Consider the following 26,045-nt stretch of genomic DNA (forward strand, 5'->3'; position numbering starts at 1 on the left):
ACTACTCACCACTTGCAGAAGTGGGAGTCTCATCTCAGACTGAGATGAACACCATACATTTCCAACAATTCTGTCACTTCCGTTTTTCCACCATGTTCCAACAGCATAAAAGGCTCATTCTCCAGTTCATGAATATCAATACGCTCCTTTGCTGCCAGCGGATGTCCCTGTTCAAAAAAATGCGCTTTTTAACATCGGGAAACCAATAGAGAAAAAGCATTTTTTATAACGCCGTTCCTTTTTTCGGTACATAAAACTGCTCCATATCCGCATGTTCCAGTTTCAACAAACTGACTTTTCTGGCAATACCACCCGCATACCCGGTCAAGCTCCCATCCACTCCAACCACTCTGTGACATGGCACGATAATAGAAATCGGATTATGACCAACTGCGCCGCCAACGGCCTGCGCTGACATTCTGCTAAGTCCACGCTGTTGCGCGATACATGTCGCGATTTCTCCATAAGTCATGGTTTTTCCATACGGAATAGACAGTAAAATTTTCCACACTTCCTGCCGGAATTCTGATCCACAGGCAAAAGAAACTGGTGGCAGAAAATCCGGTTCTTTTCCTTGAAAATAAATGTCTAACCAACGGTCTGCTGCTTCAAATACCGGCAACATTTTTTTTTCATGCTCTTTTGATAAAGTCACAGCAAAATATTTCTGACCGTCAAACCACAAACCAGTCAGTGCTTTGCCGTCACTTGCCATGGTGATGCCTCCCAACGGAGATTTATAATGATGTATGTATTCCATGTTTCTACCTCATATCCTTTTCATCTTTCTTCTACAATACAGTTATTCTTTTTTACTTTAATGTAATTCCGAATGACATTTTTATTTCGCTTTCTTCTTATCTGCCGTCTTACTTTTTACCGTTTTTGGCGCATAATCCTTCATACCCGGAATCGCACCACCTGACACCGCCCACAGATACAAGCTCGCTACGCTGCAATACGGTGAAAAACGTCTGCGATACTTCTCAAACAACTTCTTATCAATTTTTCTGTGATGATACACCATACGAAGTCCCCGCAAAATCGCCAGATCACCATAGCTAAACACATTCAGTCTCTGCATGCAAAATAGCAGAATCATCTCCGCCGTCCACACACCGATTCCTTTTAATGACGATAACGCCTCAATCGCCTCCTGATCTGACATCTGCCATACTGCATCCAGATCAAATTCCCCACTTTTTATTTTTTCTGCAAAATCCGTCAGATATTCCGCTTTTCGAAACGTCATTCCATATGCCTGCAATTTCGGGATTCCTGCTTCCAGAATCGTTTCCGCATTCATGACACCAAGATCGTCCTGCATCCGCTGCCAGATCGTTGCCTGAGCTTTCATGGAAATCTGCTGACCGATAATGTGGTGTACCACAGAAGAAAAAAGATCCGTGTCCACGGTTCTCTCGATCATTCCAAGTGTATCTATCACTTCTGCCAGCTTTTTGTCCTTTTGTTTCAGATATTCTATTTCTGTTTCTCCATATTCAAAATACATGTATTTTCTCCGTTCTGTGATTTATCTGATTTTTATTTTCATTTTACTATGTAGTCTGAATCATCATTCGGCTCTATCGTCGATATCATCTTCTAAACAGCATTCCACGGAAATTCGGAATTGTCAAGTAACAGATAACAATATATAATCATATCTGATATCTAGTTCATAGTCAGCATTTGTCACGAATCAATTACACAAACATGTTGACTCGTTTGTACTCATTATATTCTATAGTACATATAATTTACTTTAACAAAAACAGGCACTCATAGACTATGCATATTTTTCATGTTTTTATGTGATATCGATATGCAATTTTTCAATTATTTATAGTATGATTCGAAATTTAAATTATCAGATTACAAAAGAATCCGACAGCATCCTTCAATTTTTAAAGGAACACGGCTACTCTTCTAACTTAATCGTACATTTGAAAAAAACACCGGAAAGTATTTTAAAAAACGGCATCTGGAGTTACGTAAACGAACCACTTCACATCGGTGACACCCTTCACATCCACATAGAAGAAAACGAAGGTTCCGACAATATCGTGCCAAACGAAATTCCTCTCTCCATTTTATATGAAGATGAGGATATTCTGGTCATTGACAAACCGGCAAATATGCCGATTCATCCTTCCATCAATCATTATGAGCAAACACTGGCGAATGGCGTGCTGTGGTATTATACCGCACAGCAGATTCCCTACACATTTCGCTGTATCACACGACTGGATCGGGACACCACCGGTGTCACACTTCTGGCTAAACACATGCTTTCCGCTTCTGTCCTTTCAAAAGCAATGCAGCAAAAACAGATTCAGAAAGAGTATCTGGCACTTTGCGACGGTGTTACTCCAGAAGAAGGAACGATTGATGCACCAATCTGCCGTGCCGCAGATTCTGTCATTGAGCGGTGCGTGGATTTTGAAAATGGTGATTCTGCCGTGACTCACTTTATCCGGGAATGGACCAACGGACAGATTTCTCTGGTTCGTGTCAGACCGGAAACCGGGCGCACCCATCAGATTCGGGTACACATGAAACACATCGGGCATCCGCTTCTTGGAGATTTTCTGTATCATCCGGAAGATCATTCCATGAACCGTCAGGCACTGCACTGTGCATCCCTGACCTTTACACACCCAATCATGGGTGAAAAATTAACCATAAACGCAAAACTGCCGGAAGATATGCAGCAGCTTCTATCTCAGTCATAAAACTTCGATTGAGATAGAACTTACCCATACCTTCCGGCAACTTTTATATAACACCTTATTTTTTGCTTTTTCATTCACACTTTCTTGCTTTTCAGCTGAGAAATATCCCTTATATTTAATCAAACTTCTGGTCTTACTTTTTATTATGCAATACTTCTCTGCGAATATAATCAAAAGTCGCATCCTCGCCCTCATCTGCCAGCATATACAACAATTTTTCCAGCAATTCCCGTACTTCTGGATGCATAATATGACGATCTTTTCCATGCAGATAATACTCCAACGCACTGCGATCCGTATATTTTTCCTTCTGATAATTTTTCGAAGCAGACATACGGTCAATAAACATTTCCACCACATACTTGTCCGGCATACGCATTCCTACCATCGCCGGCTCCGGCGGCACACCATAATCAATCCAGTATTCCATGTGGTGCTTATTTCGCCCTTTGTGATGAAGCCATGCGGAAGAATATCCCTTGTCCTTTCGCTCTGCATTATTCGGACTGACATCTCCCTGATAATATTTGCAGCCAACCAGAAACTCCGACGGCATATATTTTGACAGATCATGCAACAGGCCCTGCTTGTACAGACCTACCCGAAAACAGCCTTTCATGACCAGCATTTTATGATGATTGATTGTCTTTAAATGTTTCCAGAATCTCAAAAAAATATGCCTCCCGCTTTAATTTCCAAATCGAAGGATTTTCAACTTATGCGAACTAAAATCACATGTAGAATTTCACATACATCCTTCTTCCATAGCCATACAAATATCATACTTAAAATGTGATAAACACAAATGCAGTACTCATCTGTATCAGATGCAAAATAAACAAATGCACCGGATAAAACGCGTAAAACACGTATTTTGCCGATGGGCCTTTCTTCCCATTATACAAAAAGATTGGCAAAAAGGCAATCACACCCGGCAGTTCCACACTTCCGAAAAACAGCAGCGAAATGATGACAAATGCCACTGCCTGAGCGATCACATTCTCATGCAGCATCCAAATAAAATAAATCAATAAGATGCCACCAGCACCGTAATCTGTCTGCAATGCCTGTGCCACGCAGGCACAAACTGCTACTACAACAAACTGCCACACCATCGGAATCGGTTGCCCTTCGATCCAAACTTCCTGTAGCATCTTGCCTTTATGTCCCTTCACATAAGATGCTCCATTCTGAATCAGATCCAGCATCACCAAACCAATCGTCAGCGTCCAAAATACATTTTGGGAATGGATATCTACGATTTCATTTGAAAAAGCCAGATCGAATGGGATTTCCGAAATCAGTGCAAACAAAAACATCCGCAATTCATATTTTCGAATCTTGCTGGTATGAATACTTCCCTCAACAAGCAAAAACACAAACAATGGAAATGAAATCCTTCCAATATAACGAAATATCATGTTCATTGGAAACAGCACCGCGCCCACATGGTCAATGACCATTGTTATAATGGCAATCATTTTCAGTGCAAAACTGTTGATGCATTTATAATTTTTATTCATAAACACGTCCTCTTAACTTTCTGTAATTTCCACCAAATTATCTTATCATAGATTTATCTATATGTAACCTGATTTTTTATTACACTATCAGATTCAGAAGCGTTTTTACAATTTCCTCATGCTATTTGCACATAACCCAATTATTTATGCACCCCATCTGCTGTTTATTCTACGATGACTTGCGTAGGACTCGTATTTGTTATAAGATAATAGAAGTTCTATCACCATTTTTATTATGGAAATTTTATTGATAGCACGGCAACTTATTTTTCGAAATAATCCGGAGGATTTTATATATATGAATATTGCAATTATCACTGGCGCTTCCAGTGGTCTTGGACGTGAATTTGCTTTGCAGATTTGTCAAAACTATGCTTCTGAAATTGATGAAATCTGGCTTCTTGCCAGACGAAAAGAATCTCTGCTCGCTCTGGCACAGGAAATTTCTGCCACAGGGATCTGTGTCGGTGCCGCTATGCCGATGGACATTACAGATGACGAACAGATGAAAGATTTTCAGGATAAACTGGACATCGAAGCTCCTACTGTCAAATATCTGGTCAATGCTGCCGGTCTTGCCAAAATTGGCGGACCATTTACGTTGCAGCCGGAAGAATTAACCCATATGATTGATCTGAATTGTAAAGCAGCCGTTCATATGACAGCAATTTGTATGCCACATTTTGACAAGGGTTCCAGAATTTTACAAATTTGTTCCACTGCCGGTTTTCAACCAATGCAGGGACTCAATGTATACGCTGCATCGAAAGCATTTCTACTCCGCTACAGTCAGGCGCTTCGCTGGGAATTGATAGGAAAACAGATTTATGTGACAGCCGTCTGCCCATACTGGATCAAAGATACCGAATTTATCGGTGTTGCAAAAGATACCGACAATCCAAAAGCAGCCCGTGCCGTACACCATTTTCCACTGGCTTCCAGGACAAAATCTGTGGTACGTCTTGCTTTGCTGGATAATAAACTCGGACTTTGGGTATCCACTCCGGGACCGGTCTGTTTTGTGCATCGATTGTTCTGTAAAATCATGCCGCCTGTCGTAGCTATGGGTTGGTGGGAACTACTTCGACGCGTTTAAGTTTCGTTTTGGGCGGCACGTAGTGCAAGGTGGCGCAAAAATTTACTAACTTCACTTCGTAAATTAAGACCTCCTGCAATTTTCTCTCAAGGAGCGATTGGTAGCGACTGAGATAAAATTGCAGGAGGTCCTATTATAACCTAACGTAGTAAATTTTTAAGTCACCTTAGAATTTTCGGAACCGTTCGTACCGCTCTTCGGCAAGTTTTTCCGGTTCTTTTCCAAGATTTTCCGCCAGAAAACCACGAATCCGATTTTTCATATCTTTACTGAGTTCCACCAAATTCGCTTCACTCGCCGGCATCGGCTCGTCAATAACATCATCTACGATTCCCATTTCCAACAGATCTTTTGCCGTTACTTTCATCAGATCTGCTGCTTCCGGTGCACGTTTTCCATCTTTCCAGAGAATAGACGCAAATCCTTCCGGTGAAAGAATCGTATAAGTCGCATTTTCCATCATCCAGACTTTGTTTCCGACAGCCAGTGCCAACGCACCGCCGCTGCCACCTTCACCGATGACGATACTGAGTACCGGCACTTTCAATGCCGCCATCTCATACAGGTTTCTGGCAATCGCCTCACCCTGTCCATGTTCCTCGGCTTCCAGTCCCGGAAATGCACCCGGTGTATCGATAAAATTGATAATCGGACGGTGGAATTTTTCCGCCTGTTTCATCAGACGTAAAGCCTTGCGGTATCCTTCCGGAGACGGCATACCAAAGTTTCTTGTAATATTTTCTTTGGTAGTACGTCCTTTCTGCTGCCCGATGACAGTAACCGGACATCCATCCAGATAAGCAATACCGCCTACAGTTGCTCCGTCATCATCCACATGACGGTCTCCATGAAATTCCTCAAAATCACTGAAAATCTCATGAATATAATCTAACGCAGTAAGTCGCTCGGAAGCTCTCGCTGCCATCACACGATCCCAGGCTGTCATTTTTGCCTTTTTCTCATGATGTGTATGTGCCAAAGCGGATACATCAAAAGCTTCCAGTGTATCGGCAGAGGCTTTCTGTGTATGCATGTGGAGTAAACGGGCTAACGTATCTTTCATATCTTCGCGGCGGATAATACCATCGATCAGACCATGTTCTACCAGAAATTCTGCACGCTGAAAACCTTCCGGCAACTTCTGTCCGATGGTTTGTTCAATGACACGGGGACCGGCAAATCCTACCAGCGCACCCGGCTCTGCCAGAATAATATCACCTAACATGGCAAAACTTGCTGTCACACCACCGGTGGTCGGATCGGTAAGCACAGAAATATATAACAGTCCTGCATCGGAATGTTTCTTTAGCGCTGCGGATGTTTTTGCCATCTGCATCAGGGAGACCATTCCTTCCTGCATACGGGCACCGCCGGAACAGCAGAAAATGATAACCGGAAGTTTCATTTCTGTCGCTTTTTCCACCGCGCTGGTGATTTTTTCACCTACCACATATCCCATACTTCCCATGAGAAAACGGGCATCACAAACTGCGATCACTGTTTTCTCGCCTTTGATGGTGCATACCCCAGTTGTCACAGCTTCATCAATATGAAGTTTTTCCTTTAATCCGTCCAATTTTTCCGGATAACCCGGATACTCCAGGGGATTTGCTGTCTGAAGACCGGTATCCCACTCTTCAAAGGACTGCTTGTCTGCAACCATGCGCAGTCTGCGCTTTGTGGAAAGACGGAAATATTTGCCGCACTTATAACAGGAATAGTGATTGTGTACCACATCTTCTTTGTAAAGTAATTCCCCGCATGCGTCACATTTGATCCACATGCCCTCCGGGATATCCTGCTCTTTTCGCGGAACTGTAATATAGTTTGTTTTCTTAAACTTTAACACTATGCTTCACCTTTATTCTCAAAATACTGCTCGATAAAACCGGTTGTAATATTTCCGGACTGGAACACCGGATGTGTAATAATATCGTACTGATAATCCAGGTTTGTGGTAATTCCGTCAATGTTGACTTCACCCAGTGCACTGCGCATTTTATCGATAGCTGTCTGTCTGTCTTTTCCGTATACAATGATTTTTGCGATCATAGAATCGTAGTTTGGCGGAATCGTGTAACCGGTGTAAATGGCGGAATCAATGCGGACACCGTTTCCTCCCGGCAAATGCAGATACTCGATTTTTCCCGGACAAGGCATAAAATTCTTTGCCGGATTCTCTGCATTGATACGACACTCAATGGCATGACCGGTGATGTAGATATCTTTCTGTCTCCACTGAAGCTTCTCTCCTGCTGCAATAAAAATCTGCTCTTTGATCAGATCCAGACCTGTGACAAGCTCTGTTACCGGATGCTCTACCTGAATTCGTGTATTCATTTCCATGAAATAGAATTTTTTGTTTTTATCTAATAAAAATTCGATGGTTCCGGCGCTCTCATATTTTGCTGCCTTTGCTGCTCGAACAGCTACCTCACCCATCTGGGCACGGAGTTTGTCGTCCAGTGCTGCGGACGGAGATTCCTCCACCATCTTCTGATGACGACGCTGAATGGAACAATCACGCTCACCCAGAGAAATGACATTCCCGAATTTGTCTGCCAGAATCTGGAACTCAATATGGCGCGGATCCTCGATATATTTTTCAATGTACATGGTGTCATCAGCAAAACCATTGACGGATTCTGTCTGTGCCACCTCAAAATTTTCTGTAAAATCCTCGGCACTGCGGGAAATACGCATGCCTTTTCCGCCGCCGCCGCTGGCTGCCTTGATCATAACCGGAAAACCGATCTGTTCTGCCAGTTTCAGACCATAATCAGCGGTATAAACTGCTTCTTTTGTGCCCGGAACAACCGGAACTTTTGCGTTGATCATAGTGTTTCTTGCTTCCTGCTTATTTCCCATCCGACGGATGACTTCCGCGGAAGGTCCGATGAAAGCAATGTGACACTGCTCACACATCTGTGCAAATTTTGCATTTTCAGACAAAAATCCAAATCCCGGATGGATGGCTTCTGCTTTGGATGCAATGGCTGCGCTCAAAATCCGTTCCATATTCAGATAACTGTCTGCCGGTGCTGCTTTTCCGATACAGATGGCTTCGTCTGCCAGCTGGGTATGCAGCGCGTCTTTATCTGCAGTTGAATAGACTGCCACAGAAGTGATACCAAGTTCTCTACAGGCGCGAATGATACGCACTGCGATCTCACCTCTGTTTGCAATTAATATTTTCTGAAACATGTTCTCTCTCCTAACCAATGGCAAAGGTCAACTCTGCGATAACCGCTACTTTTCCGTCTACGGTTGCTTTTGCGGAAGCCACACCGATCGGTCCTTTCTGCTTGATCATGGTTGTTTCCAGCATCAGAACGTCTCCCGGAACAACTTTACGTTTGAACTTTGCAGAATTGATGGCTCCAAAATAAGCGGTTTTTCCTTTGAATTCATCACATCCAAGGATTGCTACGGCACCAACCTGTGCCAGTGCTTCCACGATCAGCACACCTGGCATCACCGGTTCTGCCGGGAAATGTCCTGCAAAATACGGCTCATTGTAGCTGACACATTTTTTTCCTACCGCGCGTTTGCCCGGCTCTAATTCTTCAATCGTATCGATCAGCAGAAACGGCTGACGATGCGGAATGATTTCCATGATTTCTTTTGTTGTTAAAACTGACATCCCAGACCTCCTACTCAATGACAAACATTGGCTGATCAAATTCTACCAGATCGCCATTTTTTACCAAAATTGCTTTTACGGTTCCGTCATACTCGGACTCAATCTCGTTCATCAGCTTCATTGCTTCCACGATTCCAAGTACCTGACCTTTTTTCACGGTATCGCCCACCTGTACATACGGTGCTGCATCCGGAGCACTTGCAGAATAAAAGGTTCCAACCAGAGGACTTTTTACGGTATTTCCGCCGATTTCTTCTGCTGCATCTGAATCTTTTGCTGTCGGTGCTGCTGCCGGAATCTGTGCCGGTGCTGCAACGGCTGACGGTGCGATCATTTCTACCGGTGCAGACGCTACAATCTTTTTCTCAGGATGTTTTTTTATTTTTACGGAAACGCCATTTTCTTCATAACAGAAATCTGTCAGACCTGCCTCGGAAACAGCGTTCATTAATTCGATTAACTGGCTAACTTCCATCTTTTTTCCTTTCCATCTATACAGCAGATATGGGATATATTATTGATTTTGAACCAATAACGAATCCCATTCTGCTAACATATTCTTTCTTACTCTGTATATTTTTTGATCAGTAAACTTGCGTTGTGTCCACCGAATGCCAGAGAGTTTGTCAGGGCGTACTCAAAATCCATATCCACGCCATGTCCCTGTACATAATCCAGATCCAGTTCTTCGTCCGGATGCTCAAGACCTACAGTCTGATGTACATAACCATTGTTCATCTGAAGAACACATGCAATAAATTCAACTGCTCCGGCTGCTCCAAGCAGATGTCCGATCATGGATTTTGTGGAGTTTACTTTGATATCATATGCATGATCACCAAAGGCTGCTTTGATGGCTCTTGTCTCAAATAAATCATTGTGATGTGTGCTTGTTCCGTGTGCATTGATGTATGTGATCTCTTCCGGCGCTACATTTGCGTCTTTCAGGGCAAATAACATTGCATTTTTTGCACCTTCTCCGTCTTCTGCCGGGGATGTGATATGGTATGCATCACTGGTTGCGCCGTATCCAACTACTTCTGCAAGGATTTTTGCACCTCTTGCTTTTGCATGCTCTAACTCTTCCAGAACAACAACGCCTGCTCCGTCACCAATGACAAATCCATCGCGGTCTTTGTCAAACGGAATGGAACAACGCTCCGGGTTGTTGGATGTGGAAAGTGCGGTCAGTGCAGTAAATCCGCCGACACCGATCGGAGTAATGGCATTTTCAGTACCACCTGCCAGCATGACATCCGCCTCACCGTACTGGATGGAACGGTATGCTTCACCGATGGAATGTGTGCCTGTCGCACAGGCTGTTACCACGTTAATACTTTTTCCTTTTAAACCAAGCTGAATGGTTACGTTTCCGGTTGCCATGTTTGTGATCATCAACGGAACCAGAAGCGGGTTGATTCTGGAAGGTCCTTTTTCCAGAAGTTTTTTGTGCTCACGCTCGATGGACTGTAAGCTTCCAACACCGGAACCGATGGCACAACCCACGCGGTACGGATCTTCTTTTGACATATCCAGACCTGCATCTTCGAATGCTTCTTTTGCTGCTGCTACTGCATACTGCGCAAATGGCTCCATTCTTCTTGCTGCTTTTTTATCCATGCGGTCTGCTGCAACAAAACCTTTGACCTCTGCTGCAACTTTTACCTTAAAATCTGTGGTATCAAAATAGGTGATCTCGCCGAAACCTGTTTTTCCGGCTTTCAGACCTTCCCAGTATTCTTCTACGTTTAAACCGATGGGATTGACGGTTCCCATTCCAGTAACTACTACTCGTCTCATCTATATGTCTCCTTTTAATGGTTATTTTCTTTGTTTACATCGCCATGCCGCCATCCACACAGATCACCTGACCTGTGATATAGGACGCTTTTTCAGATGCCAGAAACGCAACAACATTTGCGATTTCTTCTGTTTTTCCATAACGACCAAACGGGATCTGCGCTTTTCCTGCTTCTTTTGCCGCATCTGTCATCTGATCCATCATTTCTGTCTCGATAAATCCCGGTGCAACTGCATTCACGCGGATGCCGCGGCTTGCAATCTCTCTTGCCATGGATTTTGTCATTCCGATAACACCTGCTTTGGAAGCACAGTAGTTCATCTGACCCGGATTTCCAAGTACTCCGGATACAGAAGAAATATTGATGATGCTTCCGCTTTTCTGTTTCAGCATATATCTTGCAACGTGACGCATAGTGTTGAAACTTCCTTTCAGGTTTGTATCAATGACTGCGTCAAACTCTTCTTCTTTCATCTTCATCAGAAGATTGTCTTTTGTAATTCCGGCATTGTTTACCAGAACATCAATGTGACCGAATTTTTTATAAATGGATTTGATCATTTCTTCCACAGCCGCAAAATCTGTCACACTGCACTGCCAGGTCTCTGCCTGACCGCCAGCTGCTGTGATCGTCTCTACCACTGCCTCTGCCGCTTCTTTTGATCCATTATAATTTACAATGACATAAGCACCTTCCTGTGCCAGTGTCATAGCAATCTGTCTGCCGATTCCGCGGCTTGCGCCGGTAACGATCGCAACTTTATCTGTTAATAATTTTTCCATACTGCCTCCTGCACTTAAGCAATTTTCGATATTTCTCACTACCTGTAAAACTCACTGCTTATAAAAGTGGAAGTTTTATCTACTGAGCTAACTCACTCAATACACTATCAAGATCCGTTACCTTATCGACGTGATAAGCCGGAACGGTTTTATCTATACGTTTCATAAATCCACAAAGGGATTTTTTTGGTCCAATTTCAATAAATGCCTCTACACCGTCTGCGATCATGCGCTCTACGCTCTGCTGCCAGCGGACGGATGAGGAAATCTGTTTTTTCAGCAATTCCTTTACCTGTGACGGGTCTGTCACATAATCAGCAGTTACATTTGTAATATAAGGAACTGCAATTTCATGAATTTCTACATGTTCTAACTCTGCCGCAAGTTTTTCTCCTGCCGGCAGTAACATGGCGGAGTGGAACGGACCGCTGACATTCAGTGGTGTGCACCGTTTCGCACCTGCTTCTTTTAAGGCTGCTGCTGCCGCATCTACCGCCTGCTGCTCACCTGTGATTACAATCTGTCCCGGACAGTTGTAGTTTGCGATGGATACGATTCCTTCGGTCTCCTCGCAGATTTTTTCAATGACTGCGGTATCAGCGCCAAGCACAGCTGTCATCGCTCCACCTGTCGGAACCGCTTCCTGCATATATTCTCCGCGTTTTGCAACCACGCGGAATGCATCTTCCGGTGTCATCACCCCGGATGCAACCAGAGCTGCGTACTCACCAAGGCTTAAACCTGCATTTACCACAGATTCCAGTCCTTTTTCACGCAGTACACTCCAGATGGCAAGCTCATCTGCAAGCATTGCAATCTGGGTGTATTTTGTGATATTGATATTTTCGTTTTCTTCGAAAAGAAGCTCCTTCATAGGGATACCGCTTACTTTTTCTGCCAGATCGATCATTTCTTTTGCACATGGGAAAGTCTCATAAAAATCTTTTCCCATGCCAACGTACTGAGACCCCTGACCGGGAAAAATAAACGCTATTTTCTTCATTTCATTTGCTCCTTTTCGCTTATCATTTCAACAGTTTTTCAGGAAAAACAGTTTTTGTTCTGTTCTTCCTGAATCAACTTTTCTTATTAACAGTGCAGTAATTTTTCTGCCTGCTCCATAATTTCATCTACAATTTCCTTACAGCTCTGCTCTTTTTTGATTAGGCCTGCAATCTGTCCTGCCATAACGGTTCCGTTTTTGACATCCCCGTCAATGACTGCATTTCGAAGAGATCCGACGGTCAGACGCTCTAATTCTTCAAATCCGGCTCCCTCTTTCTCCAGACGCAGATACTCTCTGGACATCTGATTTCTCAGACAGCGGATTGGGTGTCCGTTGCTTCGGCCGGTTACTTCAGAATCAATGTCTTTCGCCTTGATGATCTTCTGTTTGTAATTCTCATGACAGATACACTCGGTAGCCACACAGAATCTGGTACCGATCTGTACTGCTTCTGCACCAAGCATCATTGCCGCTGCAAATCCTCTGCCGTCTGCAATACCACCGGCTGCGATCACCGGGATATCAACTGCATCTACAACCTGCGGAACCAGTGTCATAGTTGTGGCAGCTCCGATATGTCCACCGGACTCGGCACCTTCTGCAACTACCGCGTCCGCACCTGCTTTTTGCATCATCTTTGCCAGCGCCACACTTGCGACAACCGGAACAACTTTGATTCCGGCAGCTTTCCACATTTCCATGTATTTGCCAGGGTTTCCGGCACCGGTTGTCACAACTTTGATACCTTCCTCCACAACAACATGTGCCACTTCCTCTGCATATGGACTCAGCAACATGATATTTACACCAAATGGCTTATCTGTCAGTTTTTTTGCTTCGCGGATCTGTGTCCGAACCACATCGCCCGGCGCACTTGCCGCTCCGATCAGTCCCAGACCACCTGCATTGGAAACTGCTGCCGCCAGATGATAATCTGCTACCCAGGCCATGCCGCCCTGAATGATCGGATATTCAATTCCAAAAAGTTCTGTAATTCTTGTCTTCATTTAAATTTATTCCTCTACACCATGTGCTTTCAGATAATCAATGATTGCTCCAACTGTTGTAAGGCTCTCAAGTTCCTCAGACGGAATCTCGATACCGTACTCCTCTTCCAGAGCCATAACCAGCTCAAATAAATCTAAGGAATCTGCATCCAGATCCTCTTTGAAGTTGGACTCCAGTGTAATTTTATCCTCATCTACAGATAACTGATCAGCGATCATTTCTTTCATTTTCTCTAACATAATTTTATTCTTCCTTTCAAATAATTTTTATTTCAAATATTTTGATATTCAAAGTATATTAGATTTCTTTTCCTTTGTCAACAAAAAATTTTGAAAAAGAATTGACTTTTGTTCTACGAATTTTTATACTTGTAGTATTCTATGGGGTAAATTCCTATATAGAGAATATATAGAAAAAGATGAGGGCAATTAAAATGAGCAATACGAATAACACAAATAATGAAGAAGAAATCTTCGATCCGCAGGAAATGTTTGTTACTCTGGATCTGGATGATGGTTCCCAGCTGGAATGTCAGATTTTGACAATTTTTGATGTAGATAATCAGAATTACATTGCACTGGTTCCGGTTGATAATGATGAGGAAGTGATCTTCTACCGCTACTTTGAGGATGAGGAAGGTAATCCGTCTCTGGAGAATATTGACAGTGATGATGAGTTTGATGCTGTCAGTGACCGGTTTGATGAGTTACTGGATGAGGAAGAATTTGATCAGATGTAATTTGCATTCAAAACGAAAATTTATGAAAAGGGAGAGTCAAATTTATCTCGCTCACTAACAATCGTTCGCTGAGAAAAATTTGACTCTCCCTTCTTTTACTTTTGTGAATTTTATTCTTCTGTGACTGGTTTTTAGGTTATGAAAAGCCAGCGGTTAATATATTTTTATCTAGTACATTTTTGCTTTTATGATACACAAGATAATATCTTTTTATTGGTCTTCTATCGTTTAATTCTGGCAGATTCGCACTCTGTCAGGAACCGTGACGGATCCATGTCTTTATTTCGAATCTGATGCGACCAGAGCAGATACAACCGGTTCTTCGCCCGCGTCATTCCGACGTAGAACATTCTGCGTTCTTCTTCCAAATCTGCATCCAGCACTGCTTTTTTATTTGGCATGACTTTTTCGTTTACGTCTACCAGAAATACCGTATCGTATTCCAATCCTTTGGATGAATGTAATGTGCTTAAGTTTACTCCATCTGTCGCTTTGTAGCTTTTTGCCTGTTCCTCCAGTTCTTCCCGCAGCTGTTCGATATGCTCAAACCAGGTGTCAAAGGTATCAAATCCTCTGGCATTTTCCTGCAATTCATCCAGCACGTCTGTCAGATCTTCGAATGGAATCCGGCGCACATCCGCATATTCCCGCAGATAATTTTCATACGCCACACCTTTGCGAATATAGTTGATGGCAGAAAACGGGCGCATTCCCGCGATCACCTTCAGATCCATCTGCAATTTTTCCAAACGTTGCACCATCCACCCCTGATCCTCATAAAATTCTTCCCACACATCAAAAGCAACTTCCTCATAGGGCAGACTTTCTCTGGAAAGATACCGTTTCGGACGGTTCATGATCTTCAGAAAATTGCCGCGGCTGCGGTCACCTCTGGCAATGTCTATGTACGCAAACAAATCCCGCGTGATCCAGTGATCGTAAATATTCGGGATCCGGTCTTTTGCCGTAAACGGAATACTGTAATCCAGCATCATTTCCATCAGAAAGCGTGGCTGCATATTGGTACGGAACAGCACTGCCATATCTTTGTACTCCATTCCTTCCCGGTGCAGACGCAAAATTTCCTGTATCACATACAAATTTTGTTCCCGCTGTGTCTGAAATTCCTGTTTTACCACCGGAATCCCCGTTTCTGCTGCCGGTGTAATCTGTTTTTCAAATCGTTTTTCATTAAAGGAAATCAGATTTCCCGCCTGCTTGACGATCTCCGCTCCGGAACGATAATTGGTATCCAGTATTATTTTTCCGGCATTTGGATAATCCTTTGTAAAATTCAGCATAATCTCCGGCTTTGCCCCACGAAATCGGTAAATGGACTGATCATCATCACCGACGATAAACAGATTATCCTGCGGTGCCGCCAGCATTCGGATAATGTCATACTGAATCTGATTGATATCCTGAAACTCATCGATCAGAATATACTGATATTTCCGCTGCCATGCCGCCAGAATATCCGGACGCTGCACCAGCAGTTCCTTACAATATACCAACATGTCATCAAAATCAATGAGCCGGTTCTGATGTAAAAAGGATTCATAAGCTTCGAATATTTTTCGAAAGACATCCTGTCCACAGCAGGATGAATAGTAATGTGCCAGATTTACCGATGTGTTTTTCACCAGACTGATTTCAGAGAACAGACTGGAAATAAATTCATTCTCATCATCATATTCCAGACGCAGTCGGTGAATATATTCCTTCATAAACTGCAATCGCTGCTCTTCTTTTACAATGTTATCTGCCGTATAGCCATAGGCATGTTTTAAAATCATAAAATAGACCGCATGAAAAGTCCCGAAAGATACCGATACTCTCCTGCCGCCCATTAATTTTTCAAACCGCTGTCTCATCTCCGTGGCTGCCGCTTTCGTAAACGTAATGATCAGAATGGAGGATGGCGGTATATGGTAATGTTCGATCAGATGCTGCACCCGGCGGGTGATGACCAGAGTCTTTCCAGACCCCGGTCCCGCCAGCACAAGCTCAGGTCCGTCTTTGTGCCTGATCGCATTGATCTGATTTGTGTCAATCTTCATAAATTATTTTAATTCTATCTCCCGTAATTGTTTCGGAGGCAGTTTTTTTGTAGAATCCTTAACAATCTGCTGTACTTCCTTCTTCGCATTCGGTACCGGAATCAGCGTACCAGCTCCGGCTACACATCCGCCCGGGCATCCCATGCCTTCGATCAGATATCCGTTCTTCCGACCAGCTTTTGCAAGCATCAGTACCTTTTTACACTCATCCAAACCTTCGACATGCTCAATCAGCACTTCTACATCCGGATAATACTCATGGATACAGTTTTCGATTGCCTGAGACACACCTCCGGCTACCGCATAACCACGACCAGCTCCAGTTGCATCATGCAGATGTCCCTGACTCTCAATCGTCTTCGGATCAATGCCACGCGCCTCAAACATGGCATCCAGTTCTTCAAATGTAATAACAAAATCCACATCACTGCGGACTGTTTTTCTCATAGCTTCCAGTTTCTTTGCCGCACACGGTCCGATAAATACAACCTTTGCATTCGGATGTTCTTTCTTGATACTGCGGGCGGTTGCCACCATCGGTGTCAGCTCCTTGGATACACTGTCAATGATCTCCGGGAACTGTTTTTTCGCCAGCATGGACCATGCCGGGCAGCAGGATGTCAGCAGGAATGGCTTTTCTCCTGTTTTTACATGGTAAACATAATCATGTGCCTCTGTCACAGCTCCGATATCCGCACCAAGTGCTACCTCATATACCTGTGAAAATCCTAATTTCAGCAGTGCTGCATAAATTTTATCCGGTGTCGCCTCTTTGCCAAACTGTCCTGCATAAGCCGGTGCGATCTCCGCAACAACTTCTCCACCGTTTTTCATACAACGAATCAGCTGGAAAATCTGGGATTTATCTGCGATGGCACCAAACGGACAGCTTACCATACACATACCGCAGGATAAGCATTTATCCTGATTGATAATAGCTCTGCCATATTCATCAGATTCAATTGCCTTAATACCGCAGGCAACGGAACAAGGACGCACCTTTTTACCGATTGCATCATACGGACAGGCGCTTTTACATTTTCCACATTTGACACATTTTGACTTATCAATATGTGCCTGTCCATCCACATGTGTGATCGCATCCCGCGGACATACTTCCATGCAGGAATGTGCCAGACATCCACGGCAGAGGTTACTTACCTCATATACATTATCCTCACATGCGTTACATGCAGACGGAATCACCTGCATCAAAGGTGGCTCATAATACATCTCATCCACGGTTGCTTCATCCAATCCGCTTGTAATATGAACCGGTTTATTCTGTGGTCGAAGAGATAATCCAAGTGCCAGTCTGGTACGTTCGGAACTTACTGCACGCTCTCTGTAAACACTGTCTCTGAAACGCGGATTCTCATCCGGAGATAACTTGTATGGAATTGCCTCCAAATCATCATTGATATTTTCAGACTCATACGCAATACGCGCAACCTCAACAAAAACATCTTTCCTTAAATCCGAAACCTGTGTGTGTAATCCTCTCATATAAACTAATCACCCTTTCCTATGGTCTCTCCTATCCCTGCCATTAGTTTAAAGCCTAACCCCTGCCCGGTCAATAGAAAACACCTGGGGTACTTAACAAAAAACAATCAGTTACCATTTGCACACTATCCCCCGCCTTTTCATATTATAAAACAAACCTTAGAATAGGAAAGGACATCATATTTTGAACTGTAATTGCAATTCTATGAACTCTGATCGTCCGTATATGACGGATTTTAAACGTCCCGACTGTGAGAACCAGACCATTGCCATGGCCTACGTTCCCTGGCAGCAGTTCCGGAATCTGTATGATTTGGACCGCGCCCTTCAGGTCGGTACTATTTTTGCCGAATTAGATAAACCGTTTACCGGGAAAGGAGGTATGTGTCGTGAACGCAGCATGTAATGTAGAAAAACAGCGGCTGATGAACGCCATTTACCAGTGTGGATTCGCCATCAGCGATATTACCCTCTTTCTGGATACCCATCCAAAAGATCCGGATGCGCTGGATTATTTTCAGCATATGAAACACAAATATAACCATTTTGTGGCAGAATATGAAACAAAATTCGGTCCCCTTACCCAGACCGGAGAACAAAGGCAGAATTATTGGCAGTGGGCCGTATCACCGTGGCCATGGGAAAGGGGGTACTACTAATTTATGTGGAATTATGAAAAAAGATTACAGTATCCGGTTTGTATCACGAAATCCAATCCGGCGATCGCGAAGATTATCATCTCCCAGTTTGGCGGACCGGACGGAGAACTCTCCGCTTCCATGCGGTATCTGTCCCAGAGATATGCGATGCCTTACCGGGAAGTAGCAGGGTTATTGACCGACATTGGAACAGAAGAATTAGCTCATATGGAAATGATCTGCGCCATCGTCCGTCAGTTAACCCAGGATCTGACACCGGAAGAAATCCAGAAAAGTGGCTTTGACACCTACTACGTGGATCACACCCTTGGTCTCTGGCCGGTAGCTGCCGGCGGCATTCCGAACAATGCCTGCGAATATCAGTCAAAAGGTGATGCCATCACAGATCTTTTCGAAAATATGGCTGCGGAACAGAAAGCCCGCACCACCTACGACAATATTCTGCGCCTGGTCAAAGATCCGGAAGTATGTGATCCGATCCGTTTCCTGCGGGAACGCGAAATCGTTCATTTCCAGCGTTTCGGAGAAGGACTCCGCCTCGTGACCGACCGGTTGAATTCCAAGAACTTCTATGCGTTTAACCCGGATTTTGATGTAAAAGCATCCTGCTAAAAACAACAAATAATATGCGCATGCTCTGATTATTAAAATTATAATAATATTTTTTCGTAAATAAAACGCCTGTCAATGGGTAGCTCTAACTGCCCACGCAGGCGTTTTTCAACGATATAAATTTCTATCGTTATCAAACAATCGCACAGATCATTTCCATATGGTCTAATAAACCGAACCCCATCCCGCAAACTCAAATCCAAGTAGTTTCAAAACAATCGGCACAACCAAAATCAGTATTGCAAAGAACATCGTCTGAATATAATTTTTTCTCCAATACGAAATCAACAAAACCACAATCACAACTGCGATCATTGACGCCATTTGGGTCAAAAGCAATAACAATACGAAAAACCATACCGGAATTGCCAACGGAAACTCCTGATAACATGGTATATCCGTAATCGCTGCTGTCAATTCATGCAACGGATAAACTGACGAAATATTCACAAACCGACATATCATTGGAAGCACTGACATAATCATTGCCGCCATCATGCAAACCACCATTTTTCTAACAATACTTTTCTTTCTTCCCTGTTTCGTTGCACACAACAAATACCATGAACCACTCTGGTATTCCATTGCCATCACATTTCCAAATGCGATCACCATACACAGTGAAAGCAGCAACAGATCAATCAGATAATCGTCATTCATTCTTCCAAAGAAATACAGATAACCTGTGTCATAGATAAACTCACCACCGTCTTCCTGTATGTTCTCATACTGCTGCATCACCCGTTGAAAAGAAGGATAGAAAAATGTTATCCCATACCAGTCTGCCTTCAACTGCTCTCCCGTGCTTTCATCAATCTCACCGTCCGAAACCATCCCATCAATTTTCTCAATTTCAGAAAACGCCTGCGTATACCGCTCCTGTTCCGATAAAATCAACGCTTCTTTCTGCTCCGTCAGTCCCCCTTCTAACTGCATCATCAGATTCTGATAATACTGTTCCTGCACGGATGGACTATATTTCTGATTCAAAACGCGACCACCGATCACAAAACTAAATAACAAAAGAATCACAAGTGCCCGATTCATAATCATTATTTTATAACTCTCATAGCGGAGTAATGATGCATGCGGGTAAAACGGTCTTTGCTGTTTTGACTGTCTCTTGCTCAACTCAAAATTTGTTCCATGCAGAAAAAGCAAAATCAAAGCAGTAATTCCAAACACAGCAAGCATAATGATCACGCTCCACGAAACCAGTAATCGTGAAACCGGATATCCACCAATATCGAAATTCAAATAGCTTCCATACAGATTTTCTGTTTTCATAAGCCCGATCAGATTGATATATTTAAACAGCGAACCTTTTCCAACCGCCGGAATCAGCAGATACAATAAGTAACTGCAGCCATAGAACAGCATCCCTGCCAGATAAGGCAAAAACATTTGATCCGTCAGGATACAAAGCGCCGTAAGAATCGCTCCCATGCCAAAAAGCACTGTACTCTTTGTCAAAACCGAACCTGCAATATACCCTAAAACGCTGATATTCAGATTGCTTTCCATATAAGCAGCTATCGATTGAATACTTGCTGTCACATCTTCAAAGCCAATCGTAACTTCCGAAAAAATCAAATTGCAGCCATAAAGCAACGCCGCAATTGCTATACAATGAATCAGCAACGCTGTCAGCTTGGCACAAATACTCTGAAACTGCCCTCTTTTCGTACTTCGTGTAATATAAAAAAGCTTTTTCTCTTTTTCTTCAAAAATCAAATTCCCGGCAAACAGAAATACCGACAGAATCAGAAATAGATCCGTCCATATATTTTCCATGGAAACCGAAAGTGCTTTTGACGGCATCCATCGAATATTTTGATCCGACAATGCCGCATAATCCTCTGCACTTTTTTCAATGTTTCTTGTGGAAAAATTATTTTTATCCTGATTACCAAAGATCGAAATACCACTTAAACTTGCCTTATTTCCCTGCACAGACTGCAAATATTCCTCATAACCTGCCGCTTTCTGCTGTTCATTATAAAGTTCATCAATAAGATTCTTTTCCTGCCAGATAGAATCCGTAAAATGCAAATAGCTGCCCGCTTGATATGTTTTATAATACTTTTCAAAAACTCCCGGATTCGCAGTCATCTCCTGTTCGGCAAGCGCCTTTCCGCTTTCTCCCTGCATTTTCTGCATATCCAAGACATTCTGAACTAAGCAGACACCATCCATCGTCTCTTTCAGATTGGAAATATAATCCCCTTTTTCGATTTCAGACATTTCCGCTATCTCATTTTGAAAAGACTTATAAGCAGAAAGCGGCACATTTTCACCATTCGAACAATTGACATACCACAAAAGAAACAGGTTTAAAATCAGCAACACACAAACGGACAATGCTAAACTTCGCTTACGCCATATTTTTGCAAGTTCATAATAAATCAGTCTGCACATGAGGTATCCTCCTCAAAAATTCGCATATACAATTCTTCCAGACCATTTACCCTGCCATATTTGCCGCAAAGGTGCTCCACCGTATCCTGATCTATGATTTTTCCAGACTTGATCAGTATGATTTCCTTTGCAATTGGTTCTATATCAGAGACAACGTGCGTGGATACCAAAATCACTTTATCTCCAGCAAGCGCTGCGATTCGTTCTCTGATCCGCACCCGCTCCTTGGGGTCAAGTCCTGCCGTCGGTTCATCCAACACAATAAGCTTCGGATCCCCTAATATGGCCTGCGCAATCAAAATACGCTGTTTCATGCCACCGGAATAAGTACCGATCGGACGGTTTGCAGCTTCCGTCATATTCACATAGGACAATACCCGCGCAATTTCTTCGGGCATTTCCTTTTTTGAAATGCCTTTTAATGTCGCCATATAAGCTAAAAATCGTTTTCCGGTGAAAGCATCATACAGCCCCTGCTGCTGCGGTGCATAACCAATAATACTTCGATACTGCGCACCAAGACTTTTGATCTCTTTTCCATCCCAAAGTACCTGCCCACCATCCGGCTTCAGATTTCCCGTAACAATATTCATCAACGTAGATTTTCCCGCTCCGTTTGGACCAAGCAGCCCATAAATACCGGGAGCAAGCTCCAGCGACACATCATCCAGCGCCAGCTTCTCTTTGTATTTTTTTGTTATATTCGTAAGACAAAGCATACACTAACACCCCTTTCCAACCATCAGGATCGGCTCATACTTTGCATTTCCTGCATACAAATCTGACTTATCGATCAGTGCATATTTGTATTGCGTAATATCATAGGAATTATCGCCCAGTGGCGTGTATTCATAATCATAAATCACCAAAATCTGCGAACCCACCTCTGCCTTAAACTCCAGATTCCAGCCAAGTGCCTGATTTACAAGGGAAGAATGCTGCACTTCGCCGGTATCTGTGTTTACGAAATAATAAGTACGGTCATTTTCGTCATTCCAGGTATCGCAGCACAAAACATGGGCAAACGTACTCATAATGTAATTCTGCGCCAGCGTACATAGTACCTTTTCTTCCTTTGTCGTCAGATTAATAGTTTTTATCTCTCCAGTCTCAGAATTTGACACGTAAAGTGTTCCATCCATAACCGCGATACTATGTAATGTCGCATTGTCCATCCGATATTTTTCATCCAGCGTTTTTGTATTCAAATCTAGAGTAGCCACAACCTCACTGGAATTTTTATACATATTGTTCCAGTCATCATCACTTTTAGTGTAATCATCCGTTGTAAGCGCCTTTCCATAATCTGTTCCAGATAATACCAAGGCATTATCCATGCAACCAATAATTTTCCAGTTGATACCATCCTCATAATTCAGTGAACAGATATCCTCCGCTTTTTGTGTGCTTTTGTTCCAAAACACAAGTTTTCTGTCGGTTGACGTTGTGACGCTGTTATTCCCTTCTCCCATCGTATTGGATAACTTTTTCGTCACAAAATAAAGTCCGGACTCATCTCCAAGTACAACATCTTCTACGGTCAGTCCGGCATCAAACGTAAACACTTTCTGCCGATTGGTACCGTCAAGATTCATTTCATACAACACTGCCTTTGCAGCTTCCGTCTCAACTGCTGCATCATCGGAACTAACCACCAAATCCTGCGTCACGGAACCTTCGTTATCACTTTCCTTGCTCAGCACATACAATTTATGCCCATAAACAAAAATACCACTTGCATAAAGTGGAAATTCATTCATCAGAAACACCGACGGACAATCCGCCGTATTGTGCTTACATCCCGCATTACTGCACAAATACACCTCCTGTTTGGTTGCAAAATCCATATACATCAGGTGTGTTCCCCACGTACCGTCTTCCAGTTCTGTGGCATCCTTCGTCAAATAATAATAGCCGTCCTTCGTGTAACAATTCGCCAAATGATCCGAATCATTCAAAATCTGCAAACCTTCTACTGCCTGCCCTTTTGATGATTGTTCTTGGGTCGACTGCTTTTTCATTATTCCTCCAGCCACTGCCTGTTCTTCCGATACAGAACTGCCACTACTTTCTTTTCCTGTATTTTCTCCCAGTGTTTGAACACCATTTCCACAGGCACATAATGAACCACCCAAAACAAGTGACATCAGCACCGCAAATATTTTCTTCATAAAAAAGGACCTCCTTGCATTTATTGCCTTACAGCTTACAAGGAGACCTTATCATACAAAAGTCAAAAATCCGTCAAACTTCTTATGTCCATTTTTATGTAATCCTTCTTCTCATTGTGTCTACTTTATAAAGTATCGTTTACCGAAAATGTTACGTTCACGACCGCATGATGTCCCACATCATTTCTTATTTCCAGACAGCCACCGTGTTTTTTACACAGGATTCTGCTGATCGCCAGTCCCATTCCCAGATGTCCATCCTCCGAAGGCTTTGCAAGAAGCAATTTTTTCTGCCTTGTCAGCACTTCTTCCGAAAATCCATTTCCGTCATCGATAATCGTAAATGACAATAATTGATTCTCTAACGACACCTCTATCCGTACACGTTCTTTTGCATAGCGAAGCGCATTGCCGAAAACATTTTCCAACACGCGATACAAAATAGACGGATCCACCCAGATTTCTATATTTTCCAATACAATGTCCATTGTAAGACGAATCTTACGTTTCTGCGCCATGATCTGCAGATCCTCTTCCATGTCAGAAACAAAATCCGACGCTTTCACCTTCTGTCGATTGACTTCCATGTCCTCCACCTGGTTCAGCGTACGAACTGACTCTGTATAATGCTCCAGTCGTCGGGCAGCCAGATTTAAGTTCTCCGCAATTTTCAAAACTCTTTGATTATTCAGCTTTCCTTTGGCAAGATTCATCTGCAGATATTCCGTATAGCCTTCGATCACCGCAATGGGATTTCTCAGATCATGCGCGATTGATGCCTGTAACAATCTTCGTTCCTCAAGCAGATTCCACATTTCCCGATAATTTTCACGCAATGTCTGCCGCATTTGTTCAAAGGAACCACACAGTATTCCCATTTCATCCTCATTTTCATATTGTAAATGAAAATCCAGATCCCGGTCAGAAATCTGTTTTGTAGCATCAGACAATAAATTCAGCGGAACAGAAAGTTTCTTCCTATAAAAATGGAATCCACACAACAAAATTCCAACAATCGAAAACAATAACGGAAACACGATCATGACCGCACCACAAAAACGATATGCCAGTTTTCTCTTTGGTGTTAAAGAATCCACACTGTTCTCAATCCGTTGGATTGTATACTTTGTTTGCTTTGATGCCGCAGCCGTTCCATCTTCTGACATTAGAACCGGAAGCTCTGCGCCTTCTTCGCCAACTTTGACCCGCATAGAATAAGATACATTTGTTCCGTCCGCATAGGTTTCATCCACTGTCAAAAACACATTGTTCGACTCCGGCAGCAAATATTTTCGAAAAGTCATACATCCAAAAATAGTCGCGGCTGACAACAATACAATAATTGCAAGCGTGATCAATACGCTAAAGACCAGATATTTACGCAAGGGTAATTTTTTGATTTTCTTTACTGACGTTTCCATTTGTAGCCCACTCCCCAGATTGTCTCTATGTAATCCTGTCCCGTTGCTTCATTTAATTTTGCACGTATTTTCCGCACATGTTCCTTCACCACATTGCTGTCGCCCTCTGCGTCATATCCCCATACCGCTTCATAAATGCGCTCTCTGTCAAACACCTGATTAGCATTTGTGATCAGGAACTCGATCAGGTCAAATTCCCGTCTGGAAAATGGAATCTGTTTGTCGTGATAATACACGGATCGCTCCGTTAAATTAACAATCAGGTCATTGGATGTCAAAACAGCCGTGTTGGATTTATGTTTATTCCGTTCATCGCGCCGCAAATGGGCTGCAATACGTGCTGTCAGTTCATTCAAGCTAAACGGTTTTGTAATATAATCATCGCCGCCATATTGCAATCCATTGATTTTATCCTGTTCGGTAATCCGTGCCGTGACAAAAAGAATCGGACAATCCACATGATTTCGGATATTCCGACACAACTCCAAACCGTCCATGTCCGGCATATTAATATCCAAAATGATTAAATCTGGATTCTTTTGTAGTAATTCTATTGCTTCCCTGCTGTCATTTGCTGTGATTGTCTCATAATCGCAATCCCGTAAATGATCCGAAAGTAATTCCGTCATCATTTTTTCATCATCCACAATCAATATTTTATAAACCATTGATGCTCCTCCCGTAGTTTCTTATCTGAATCAGTATAATCTATAAATGTCAAAAATTTGTCAACGCTCAATCCCTTTATAACAAATTTATGCTCCTCTCACAATGCCGATTGAATAATACACCCAAACCAGATTTTTATTTATAACTAAAAAAGTGTCTTCGACACGTCAACTCCCCTGCCCCTCAATCATGAGG

27 protein-coding genes are annotated in these 26,045 nt (G+C 43.0%); 7 read left to right on the forward strand and 20 right to left on the reverse strand.

Translation table 11 applies throughout. From position 1 onward, the window contains the following. Positions 1–209 (forward strand): hypothetical protein (locus tag LG34_RS16970; protein ID WP_207657036.1); only part of this gene is annotated, 209 nt, incomplete at its 5' end. A 14-nt stretch (positions 210–223) separates the two neighbouring features. On the opposite strand, the gene LG34_RS15560 is transcribed toward LG34_RS16970, so the two are convergent. Next, a complete protein-coding gene (locus tag LG34_RS15560) occupies positions 224–760 on the reverse strand; it encodes a methylated-DNA--[protein]-cysteine S-methyltransferase (protein WP_109216882.1) in 537 nt (178 codons plus the stop codon). Between the two features lie 81 nt (positions 761–841). Next, positions 842–1,513: a DNA-3-methyladenine glycosylase family protein gene (locus tag LG34_RS15565; protein ID WP_109216883.1), complete on the reverse strand. Its 672-nt coding sequence runs from the start codon at positions 1,511–1,513 to the stop codon at positions 842–844. 337 nt (positions 1,514–1,850) lie between these two features. On the opposite strand from LG34_RS15565, the gene LG34_RS15570 reads away from it, so the two are divergent. Then, positions 1,851–2,735 (forward strand): RluA family pseudouridine synthase, encoded by an 885-nt coding sequence (locus tag LG34_RS15570; RefSeq protein ID WP_109216884.1) that lies wholly within the window; start codon positions 1,851–1,853, stop codon positions 2,733–2,735. A 133-nt stretch (positions 2,736–2,868) separates the two neighbouring features. On the opposite strand, the gene LG34_RS15575 is transcribed toward LG34_RS15570, so the two are convergent. Both LG34_RS15575 and LG34_RS15580 read right to left on the reverse strand, forming a co-directional pair. After that, entirely contained in the window at positions 2,869–3,405 is a 537-nt protein-coding gene (locus LG34_RS15575) for a DUF5662 family protein (protein WP_109216885.1), read from the reverse strand. 115 nt (positions 3,406–3,520) lie between these two features. Then, positions 3,521–4,258, reverse strand: a complete 738-nt coding sequence (locus LG34_RS15580) for a TraX family protein (RefSeq protein WP_109216886.1) — start codon at positions 4,256–4,258, stop codon at positions 3,521–3,523. A gap of 298 nt (positions 4,259–4,556) precedes the next feature. Here LG34_RS15580 and LG34_RS15585 point away from each other — a divergent pair, with 298 nt between their 5' ends. Next, the gene (locus tag LG34_RS15585) at positions 4,557–5,354 is read left to right on the forward strand and encodes an SDR family NAD(P)-dependent oxidoreductase (RefSeq protein ID WP_109216887.1); all 798 of its coding nucleotides are present in this window, start codon (positions 4,557–4,559) and stop codon (positions 5,352–5,354) included. Positions 5,355–5,520: 166 nt separating this feature from the next. Here LG34_RS15585 and LG34_RS15590 read toward each other — a convergent pair whose 3' ends face one another. The 9 genes from LG34_RS15590 to acpP all read right to left on the reverse strand — a co-directional run bounded on the left by LG34_RS15590 (position 5,521) and on the right by acpP (position 13,834). After that, positions 5,521–7,203: an acetyl-CoA carboxylase carboxyltransferase subunit alpha gene (locus LG34_RS15590; protein ID WP_109216888.1), complete on the reverse strand. Its 1,683-nt coding sequence runs from the start codon at positions 7,201–7,203 to the stop codon at positions 5,521–5,523. Then, entirely contained in the window at positions 7,203–8,558 is a 1,356-nt protein-coding gene (locus tag LG34_RS15595; RefSeq protein ID WP_109216889.1) for an acetyl-CoA carboxylase biotin carboxylase subunit, read from the reverse strand. The genes LG34_RS15590 and LG34_RS15595 overlap by 1 nt, the downstream gene beginning before the upstream one ends. Before the next feature lie 10 nt (positions 8,559–8,568). Beyond that, a complete protein-coding gene (fabZ, locus tag LG34_RS15600) occupies positions 8,569–8,997 on the reverse strand; it encodes a 3-hydroxyacyl-ACP dehydratase FabZ (protein WP_109216890.1) in 429 nt (142 codons plus the stop codon). A 10-nt stretch (positions 8,998–9,007) separates the two neighbouring features. Then, complete coding sequence (gene accB / locus LG34_RS15605) at positions 9,008–9,472, reverse strand: acetyl-CoA carboxylase biotin carboxyl carrier protein (protein ID WP_109216891.1); 465 nt, start codon at positions 9,470–9,472, stop codon at positions 9,008–9,010. A gap of 89 nt (positions 9,473–9,561) precedes the next feature. Beyond that, positions 9,562–10,797 carry a beta-ketoacyl-ACP synthase II gene (gene fabF, locus LG34_RS15610; protein WP_109216892.1) on the reverse strand — a complete coding sequence of 412 codons (1,236 nt, stop codon included), beginning with the start codon at positions 10,795–10,797 and terminating at the stop codon, positions 9,562–9,564. 34 nt (positions 10,798–10,831) lie between these two features. Next, positions 10,832–11,581 (reverse strand): 3-oxoacyl-[acyl-carrier-protein] reductase, encoded by a 750-nt coding sequence (gene fabG, locus LG34_RS15615; protein ID WP_109216893.1) that lies wholly within the window; start codon positions 11,579–11,581, stop codon positions 10,832–10,834. Positions 11,582–11,660: 79 nt separating this feature from the next. Beyond that, positions 11,661–12,584 (reverse strand): ACP S-malonyltransferase, encoded by a 924-nt coding sequence (fabD, locus tag LG34_RS15620; RefSeq protein WP_109216894.1) that lies wholly within the window; start codon positions 12,582–12,584, stop codon positions 11,661–11,663. Between the two features lie 86 nt (positions 12,585–12,670). Further along, the gene (fabK, locus tag LG34_RS15625; protein ID WP_109216895.1) at positions 12,671–13,594 is read right to left on the reverse strand and encodes an enoyl-[acyl-carrier-protein] reductase FabK; all 924 of its coding nucleotides are present in this window, start codon (positions 13,592–13,594) and stop codon (positions 12,671–12,673) included. A 6-nt stretch (positions 13,595–13,600) separates the two neighbouring features. Further along, positions 13,601–13,834 carry an acyl carrier protein gene (gene acpP, locus LG34_RS15630; RefSeq protein ID WP_055289177.1) on the reverse strand — a complete coding sequence of 78 codons (234 nt, stop codon included), beginning with the start codon at positions 13,832–13,834 and terminating at the stop codon, positions 13,601–13,603. 194 nt (positions 13,835–14,028) lie between these two features. Here acpP and LG34_RS15635 point away from each other — a divergent pair, with 194 nt between their 5' ends. Continuing rightward, the gene (locus LG34_RS15635) at positions 14,029–14,334 is read left to right on the forward strand and encodes a DUF1292 domain-containing protein (RefSeq protein ID WP_109216896.1); all 306 of its coding nucleotides are present in this window, start codon (positions 14,029–14,031) and stop codon (positions 14,332–14,334) included. A 221-nt stretch (positions 14,335–14,555) separates the two neighbouring features. Here the strand turns inward: LG34_RS15635 and LG34_RS15640 are convergent, their stop codons facing one another. Beyond that, positions 14,556–16,394, reverse strand: a complete 1,839-nt coding sequence (locus LG34_RS15640; protein WP_109216897.1) for an ATP-dependent helicase — start codon at positions 16,392–16,394, stop codon at positions 14,556–14,558. Positions 16,395–16,397: 3 nt separating this feature from the next. Further along, the gene (locus LG34_RS15645; protein ID WP_109216898.1) at positions 16,398–17,900 is read right to left on the reverse strand and encodes a 4Fe-4S dicluster domain-containing protein; all 1,503 of its coding nucleotides are present in this window, start codon (positions 17,898–17,900) and stop codon (positions 16,398–16,400) included. A gap of 184 nt (positions 17,901–18,084) precedes the next feature. Between LG34_RS15645 and LG34_RS15650 the strand changes: the two genes are divergently transcribed. From LG34_RS15650 to LG34_RS15660, 3 genes are read left to right on the forward strand one after another with little or no spacing between them, the layout of a single operon-like run. Beyond that, complete coding sequence (locus LG34_RS15650; RefSeq protein ID WP_242979928.1) at positions 18,085–18,306, forward strand: spore coat associated protein CotJA; 222 nt, start codon at positions 18,085–18,087, stop codon at positions 18,304–18,306. After that, entirely contained in the window at positions 18,290–18,559 is a 270-nt protein-coding gene (locus tag LG34_RS15655; protein WP_109216900.1) for a spore coat protein CotJB, read from the forward strand. Before LG34_RS15650 ends, LG34_RS15655 begins: the two co-directional genes overlap by 17 nt. Before the next feature lie 3 nt (positions 18,560–18,562). Then, positions 18,563–19,171, forward strand: a complete 609-nt coding sequence (locus LG34_RS15660) for a manganese catalase family protein (RefSeq protein WP_109216901.1) — start codon at positions 18,563–18,565, stop codon at positions 19,169–19,171. A 165-nt stretch (positions 19,172–19,336) separates the two neighbouring features. Here LG34_RS15660 and LG34_RS15665 read toward each other — a convergent pair whose 3' ends face one another. The 5 genes from LG34_RS15665 to LG34_RS15685 all read right to left on the reverse strand — a co-directional run bounded on the left by LG34_RS15665 (position 19,337) and on the right by LG34_RS15685 (position 25,849). Further along, positions 19,337–21,589: a hypothetical protein gene (locus LG34_RS15665; protein WP_109216902.1), complete on the reverse strand. Its 2,253-nt coding sequence runs from the start codon at positions 21,587–21,589 to the stop codon at positions 19,337–19,339. Next, positions 21,577–22,308, reverse strand: coding sequence for an ABC transporter ATP-binding protein (locus tag LG34_RS15670; protein WP_109216903.1), 732 nt, complete (start codon positions 22,306–22,308; stop codon positions 21,577–21,579). Before LG34_RS15670 ends, LG34_RS15665 begins: the two co-directional genes overlap by 13 nt. 3 nt (positions 22,309–22,311) lie before the next feature. Next, positions 22,312–23,760, reverse strand: coding sequence for a hypothetical protein (locus tag LG34_RS15675; RefSeq protein ID WP_109216904.1), 1,449 nt, complete (start codon positions 23,758–23,760; stop codon positions 22,312–22,314). Between the two features lie 125 nt (positions 23,761–23,885). Further along, a complete protein-coding gene (locus tag LG34_RS15680) occupies positions 23,886–25,181 on the reverse strand; it encodes a HAMP domain-containing sensor histidine kinase (protein ID WP_109216905.1) in 1,296 nt (431 codons plus the stop codon). Continuing rightward, positions 25,166–25,849 carry a response regulator transcription factor gene (locus LG34_RS15685; RefSeq protein ID WP_109216906.1) on the reverse strand — a complete coding sequence of 228 codons (684 nt, stop codon included), beginning with the start codon at positions 25,847–25,849 and terminating at the stop codon, positions 25,166–25,168. Before LG34_RS15685 ends, LG34_RS15680 begins: the two co-directional genes overlap by 16 nt. Positions 25,850–26,045: the final 196 nt, after the last annotated feature.

The organism is Eubacterium ramulus (assembly GCF_003122485.1).
Classification (GTDB): Bacteria; Bacillota; Clostridia; order Lachnospirales; family Lachnospiraceae; genus Eubacterium_I; species Eubacterium_I ramulus_A.

What these genes read in the sequence shown, in the direction of transcription:
- acpP (WP_055289177.1), bottom strand. Translation starts at nt 13,834, where the DNA reads ATGTTAGAGAAAATGAAAGAAATGATCGCTGATCAGTTATCTGTAGAT.
- LG34_RS15640 (WP_109216897.1), bottom strand. Translation starts at nt 16,394, where the DNA reads ATGAAGATTGACACAAATCAGATCAATGCGATCAGGCACAAAGACGGA.
- LG34_RS15570 (WP_109216884.1), top strand. Translation starts at nt 1,851, where the DNA reads ATGATTCGAAATTTAAATTATCAGATTACAAAAGAATCCGACAGCATC.
- LG34_RS15670 (WP_109216903.1), bottom strand. Translation starts at nt 22,308, where the DNA reads ATGCTTTGTCTTACGAATATAACAAAAAAATACAAAGAGAAGCTGGCG.
- LG34_RS15680 (WP_109216905.1), bottom strand. Translation starts at nt 25,181, where the DNA reads ATGGAAACGTCAGTAAAGAAAATCAAAAAATTACCCTTGCGTAAATAT.
- LG34_RS15660 (WP_109216901.1), top strand. Translation starts at nt 18,563, where the DNA reads ATGTGGAATTATGAAAAAAGATTACAGTATCCGGTTTGTATCACGAAA.
- LG34_RS15665 (WP_109216902.1), bottom strand. Translation starts at nt 21,589, where the DNA reads ATGTGCAGACTGATTTATTATGAACTTGCAAAAATATGGCGTAAGCGA.
- fabZ (WP_109216890.1), bottom strand. Translation starts at nt 8,997, where the DNA reads ATGTCAGTTTTAACAACAAAAGAAATCATGGAAATCATTCCGCATCGT.
- accB (WP_109216891.1), bottom strand. Translation starts at nt 9,472, where the DNA reads ATGGAAGTTAGCCAGTTAATCGAATTAATGAACGCTGTTTCCGAGGCA.
- LG34_RS15580 (WP_109216886.1), bottom strand. Translation starts at nt 4,258, where the DNA reads ATGAATAAAAATTATAAATGCATCAACAGTTTTGCACTGAAAATGATT.
- LG34_RS15675 (WP_109216904.1), bottom strand. Translation starts at nt 23,760, where the DNA reads ATGAAGAAAATATTTGCGGTGCTGATGTCACTTGTTTTGGGTGGTTCA.
- LG34_RS15560 (WP_109216882.1), bottom strand. Translation starts at nt 760, where the DNA reads ATGGAATACATACATCATTATAAATCTCCGTTGGGAGGCATCACCATG.
- LG34_RS15585 (WP_109216887.1), top strand. Translation starts at nt 4,557, where the DNA reads ATGAATATTGCAATTATCACTGGCGCTTCCAGTGGTCTTGGACGTGAA.
- fabF (WP_109216892.1), bottom strand. Translation starts at nt 10,797, where the DNA reads ATGAGACGAGTAGTAGTTACTGGAATGGGAACCGTCAATCCCATCGGT.
- fabD (WP_109216894.1), bottom strand. Translation starts at nt 12,584, where the DNA reads ATGAAGAAAATAGCGTTTATTTTTCCCGGTCAGGGGTCTCAGTACGTT.
- LG34_RS15635 (WP_109216896.1), top strand. Translation starts at nt 14,029, where the DNA reads ATGAGCAATACGAATAACACAAATAATGAAGAAGAAATCTTCGATCCG.
- LG34_RS15595 (WP_109216889.1), bottom strand. Translation starts at nt 8,558, where the DNA reads ATGTTTCAGAAAATATTAATTGCAAACAGAGGTGAGATCGCAGTGCGT.
- LG34_RS15645 (WP_109216898.1), bottom strand. Translation starts at nt 17,900, where the DNA reads ATGAGAGGATTACACACACAGGTTTCGGATTTAAGGAAAGATGTTTTT.
- LG34_RS15685 (WP_109216906.1), bottom strand. Translation starts at nt 25,849, where the DNA reads ATGGTTTATAAAATATTGATTGTGGATGATGAAAAAATGATGACGGAA.
- LG34_RS15565 (WP_109216883.1), bottom strand. Translation starts at nt 1,513, where the DNA reads ATGTATTTTGAATATGGAGAAACAGAAATAGAATATCTGAAACAAAAG.
- fabK (WP_109216895.1), bottom strand. Translation starts at nt 13,594, where the DNA reads ATGAAGACAAGAATTACAGAACTTTTTGGAATTGAATATCCGATCATT.
- fabG (WP_109216893.1), bottom strand. Translation starts at nt 11,581, where the DNA reads ATGGAAAAATTATTAACAGATAAAGTTGCGATCGTTACCGGCGCAAGC.